Source organism: Streptomyces rugosispiralis, from assembly GCF_024505145.1.
GTDB classification, from domain to species: domain Bacteria; phylum Actinomycetota; class Actinomycetes; order Streptomycetales; family Streptomycetaceae; genus Streptomyces; species Streptomyces rugosispiralis.
On record NZ_JANIAA010000120.1, the window covers coordinates 1 to 3,760 of the forward strand.

Below are 3,760 nucleotides of genomic sequence, written 5' to 3' on the forward strand. Positions count from 1 at the left end.
TCAACGCCTGCCGGACCAGCGGCTGTTCGGCACCCGTCACCCTCTACGCGGAGTGGGGACCGTACGGAACCCTGCGCGTTCTCGTGAGCGACGACGCCCCCGGCCTCCCCGCCCAGCCCCTTGCCCGGGACACGGCCGATGCCGAGAGCGGCCGAGGGCTGCTCATCATCGGCAGCTCGGCCACCGACTGGGGTGTCTGCCACCACGGACCGGGCCCCGGGAAGGCGGTGTGGTTCCAGGTCAGCGGGGCCAGCTCATGAGCGGTCAATACGCTGGAGCGCCACGTATACGAGAGGGCTCGGGGTTCGTCTCTCTCACTTCGGGGCCGCGGGACCAGTGTGCGCCACCCGCGGAGCTACCGTGACGCCACAACTCCCTGTCCCTCGGCGCCTGGAGGATTGCGTGCGGTACAAAGGGCCGCTTCCGAAGCGGGTCACCGGCCGGTTCAATGCCTGGATGGTCGGGCTGCGCGCCTCTCCGCGGTGGGGGCGGCGGGTGAGTGGGCGGCTCACGGTCGTCACATACACGGGACGGCGCTCCGGGCGCGGCTTCAGTACGCCGGTCGCCTATCGGCGCGCCGCCGACGGAGTCACGATCCCCGTCGCGATGCCCGAACGGAAGCAGTGGTGGCGGAACTTCACCGGTGAGGGCTGGCCGATATCGCTGGATCTGGACGGTGCCGACCGGACCGGGCACGCGGTCGCCCAGGTGGACGGCAAGGGGCGCGTCACCATCAGCGTGCGGCTCGACCCCCCGCCCGCCGCGAGCGGCCGCTGACGCCTGCCGCTGACGCCTGCCGCTGACGCCTACGGAATGGCCATGGCCTCTTCACCTCGTGCGCAGAGCCGCTGAGTAGGATCGGCGGGCACACGGGGGAAGGTCATAAATGAAACAGTTGATGGACGGCGCACGCCGCCGGGCCGTTCTGGTCGGTGGCGCCGTCGCGGTGCTGGTGGCGGCCGGGCTCGGCACCTGGGCCACGGACACCTGGCCGTTCGACGGGAAAGACACCTACTGCTGGGGTGCGTGGAAAGAGGACAGCGGGCCGGACTTCCTCAGCGGCGAGGCCGTCGACGAGGACAACGCCAGCCGTACGTCCGAGGAGACCGCGCCGGCACCGGGGCGGCAGCGCGGGCGGTGCACCGTGGCGCTCCACTCCGAGCGCACGAGCAGCGACGGCGGCAAGGTCGTCGAGAAGACCGAGGTCACCGTCGACTACGGCCCCGCGCCGGAGAGCGCCGCGCGTCGTATGGAGTGGATCGGTGGCCACCTCGGCGACCGGGCGATGCCGCTGCCCGACGGACTGCCGGGCGTCAGCGACGGCCGGAGCGGGCTGCTGGTGCTGCCCAAGGGGTGCGATACGCGCGACGGGCGGCCGACCGCGGTCACGCTCGACTCGACGGCGGAATCGGTCTACAGCGACTCCACCATGCCCGGCGACGCCGGGCTCGGCGGCTCCCAGTCGGTGGCGCGGCTGCTCGTCGCGGCCGCCAACCGCGCGATGGAGAAGGCGGGTTGTGCCCCGGACAAACCTCTCGAGGTCGTCTCGCCCGTGCTCACCCTGCCCGAGGGCCGCGAAACGTTCTTCACCCGCGCCTGCCGGATCAAGGGCCTGGAGCTGGGCAAGGAGGCGGAGGATCTCGCCTACCAGGTCGGCCCGGTCACCCGCGATCTGCAGTCCTGTTCGGTGCGGCAGACGCGCGGTGACGGGCGGTACTTCGACGCCCTGATGGTCACCCAGCCCCGGCTCTCCGCGCTGTTCGACGGCGCCACCGGCAGCAAGGCACCGGCGCGCGGCTGGCGCGGTACGGGGGTCTTCGCCGACACCTACAAGGTCGTACGGGCCGACTGCGCGGGGCGCCCGCTCACCGTGCTGATGCTCGCCCCTTCGCTGCACGAGACGACTCCGTACTTCGCCACCTTCACCAACGCCGTGGCACGACGCGTCGGTTGCGCACCCGTCGCGCCTGGGGGATCCGACCGATGACCGACTCCGAGATGACCGACTCCGAGAACGACGACAACAGCGAGAACGACGACAACTGCGAGAACGACACCTCCGTGCCCCCGCACGAGCGGCGCCGCCCCTGGTGGCACTGGCGGCGGCTGACCGGCAGCCGACCGCGGCTGGCCGTGACCACCGGCGTCATCGGGGTCGTCGCCGGGGCGCTGCTGGGCGGCGCGGGCGTGGCCTGGCAGGCCGAGGCGGGTCCGTTCGCGGACGACCGGGCCTGCTGGGGGACGTTCAGCCAGGACGACGCGGCGGCGCTGTTCGACGGCAAATTCGGCGGCAATGCCGACGTCAAGAGCTCCGAGGTGCCCATCACCAGCGATCGGATCGGCGCCGAGGGCTCGTCCGGCCAATGCCTGCTGACCTCGGACGGCTCGCGGATCACCGTCCAGGCGCATCAGCTGGACACCCGGTTCGGCGGCTCGGGCGACCAGTGGGCCGATGGATTCCTGTCCGCGCGGCTCACCCCGCTGGGCGGCGGGCTGCTGGGCATGGCCTCGGACACCCGGGCCTGGCTCGCGGTGCCCGACGGCTGCATCGGCCGACCGCGCGATGCGGACGTCACCGGCGGTCCGACCGTGATCGATCTGAAGACCGGCTGGACGGTCTACGACGACGAGGTCGACATCAAGGCCCGCGATCAGCTCGCCCGCGCCGTGGTCAAGTTGGTCAACCACTACATGGCCGGCAAGGGGTGCACGGGCACCATCGCCGACCCGACCGGCCGGATGCCGCAGCCGCCACGGTTCCTGGACGAGAAGAAGGACGCCATGTGCGGCGTCAAGGGGCTGCCGCTCTCCCACGCGGACGCGCGCAGCACACTGGGCCGCACGCTGGTCACCAGGGGCGCCGGGCCGGTGCGCACCTGCGACCGCCGGGTGCTCTTCGACCACCCCGAACTGCGGCTGATGACGGTGGAGGATCCCCGGCTGGCCGTGCTCTACGCGCGGCTGTCCGAGAACGGAACCCAGAAGCCGGTCAAGGCCGGTGCGCACGACGGATACGGCTTCGTCCGCGACGACATGGGGCTGTTCCAGGCCCAGTGCCAGACCGGCCCGGTCACCTTCCTGATCCGGGCGGACAGCGGCCGGCACCCCGCCGACATCCGTACGCTGCTCCCCCGCTATGTGGCCGCGGAGGCGGATCGCATCGGCTGCGGGCCCCTGCACATCACGCTGCCCGCGGCGGGGTGAGCCGGGCCGCGCACCGCGGGTGTTCAGCTCTCGTAGTCGTAGAAGAGCCGCTCCACCACCGCCCGCGCCCGGCGGGTGGTGCGGCGGTAGTCCTCCAGCATCTCCCCGACGTGGCCGGGGCCGTAGCCCAAGTAGCGGCCCACGGCGGCCAGTTCGCGGACGTCCGTCGGGAAGGTGTCGCCGGGGCGGCCGCGGACCAGCATGACGGCGTTGCGGACGCGGCTGGCCAGGACCCACGCCTCGTCGAGGGTCTGCGCGTCCTCGGTGGAGATCAGCTCGGCGGCGTGGGCCGCGGCCAGGGCCTCGCGGGTGCGGGTGGTGCGCAGTCCGGGCTCGGCCCAGCCGTGGCGCATCTGGAGCAGCTGGATGGTCCACTCGACGTCGCTGAGCCCGCCGCGGCCCAGCTTGGCGTGGGTGGTGGGGTCGGCCCCGCGCGGCAGCCGCTCGGACTCCATCCGGGCCTTGAGCCGCCGGATCTCGCGGATCGCGTCCTCGCCCAGCCCCTCGGCCGGATACCGCAGCGGATCGATCAGCTCGATGAACCGCTCGCCGAGCC

Annotated in this window: 5 protein-coding genes; 4 read left to right on the forward strand and 1 reads right to left on the reverse strand. The window is 72.4% G+C overall.

Annotated features, from left to right (window positions below):
• From NP777_RS46555 to NP777_RS46570, 4 genes are all read left to right on the forward strand, one after another.
• The coding region (locus NP777_RS46555; RefSeq protein WP_256656271.1) for an ATP-binding protein at window positions 1-260 on the forward strand (260 nt) is incomplete at its 5' end.
• 142 nt (window positions 261-402) lie between these two features.
• Window positions 403-777 (forward strand): hypothetical protein, encoded by a 375-nt coding sequence (locus NP777_RS46560; RefSeq protein WP_256656272.1) that lies wholly within the window; start codon window positions 403-405, stop codon window positions 775-777.
• Between the two features lie 109 nt (window positions 778-886).
• On the forward strand, window positions 887-1,987 hold the full coding sequence (locus NP777_RS46565; RefSeq protein ID WP_256656273.1) for a hypothetical protein: 1,101 nt from the start codon (window positions 887-889) through the stop codon (window positions 1,985-1,987).
• Complete coding sequence (locus NP777_RS46570) at window positions 1,984-3,204, forward strand: hypothetical protein (protein WP_256656274.1); 1,221 nt, start codon at window positions 1,984-1,986, stop codon at window positions 3,202-3,204. Before NP777_RS46565 ends, NP777_RS46570 begins: the two co-directional genes overlap by 4 nt.
• A gap of 23 nt (window positions 3,205-3,227) precedes the next feature.
• Here NP777_RS46570 and NP777_RS46575 read toward each other — a convergent pair.
• Window positions 3,228-3,760: [protein-PII] uridylyltransferase family protein (locus NP777_RS46575; protein WP_449343568.1), on the reverse strand; the 533-nt coding region annotated here is incomplete at its 5' end.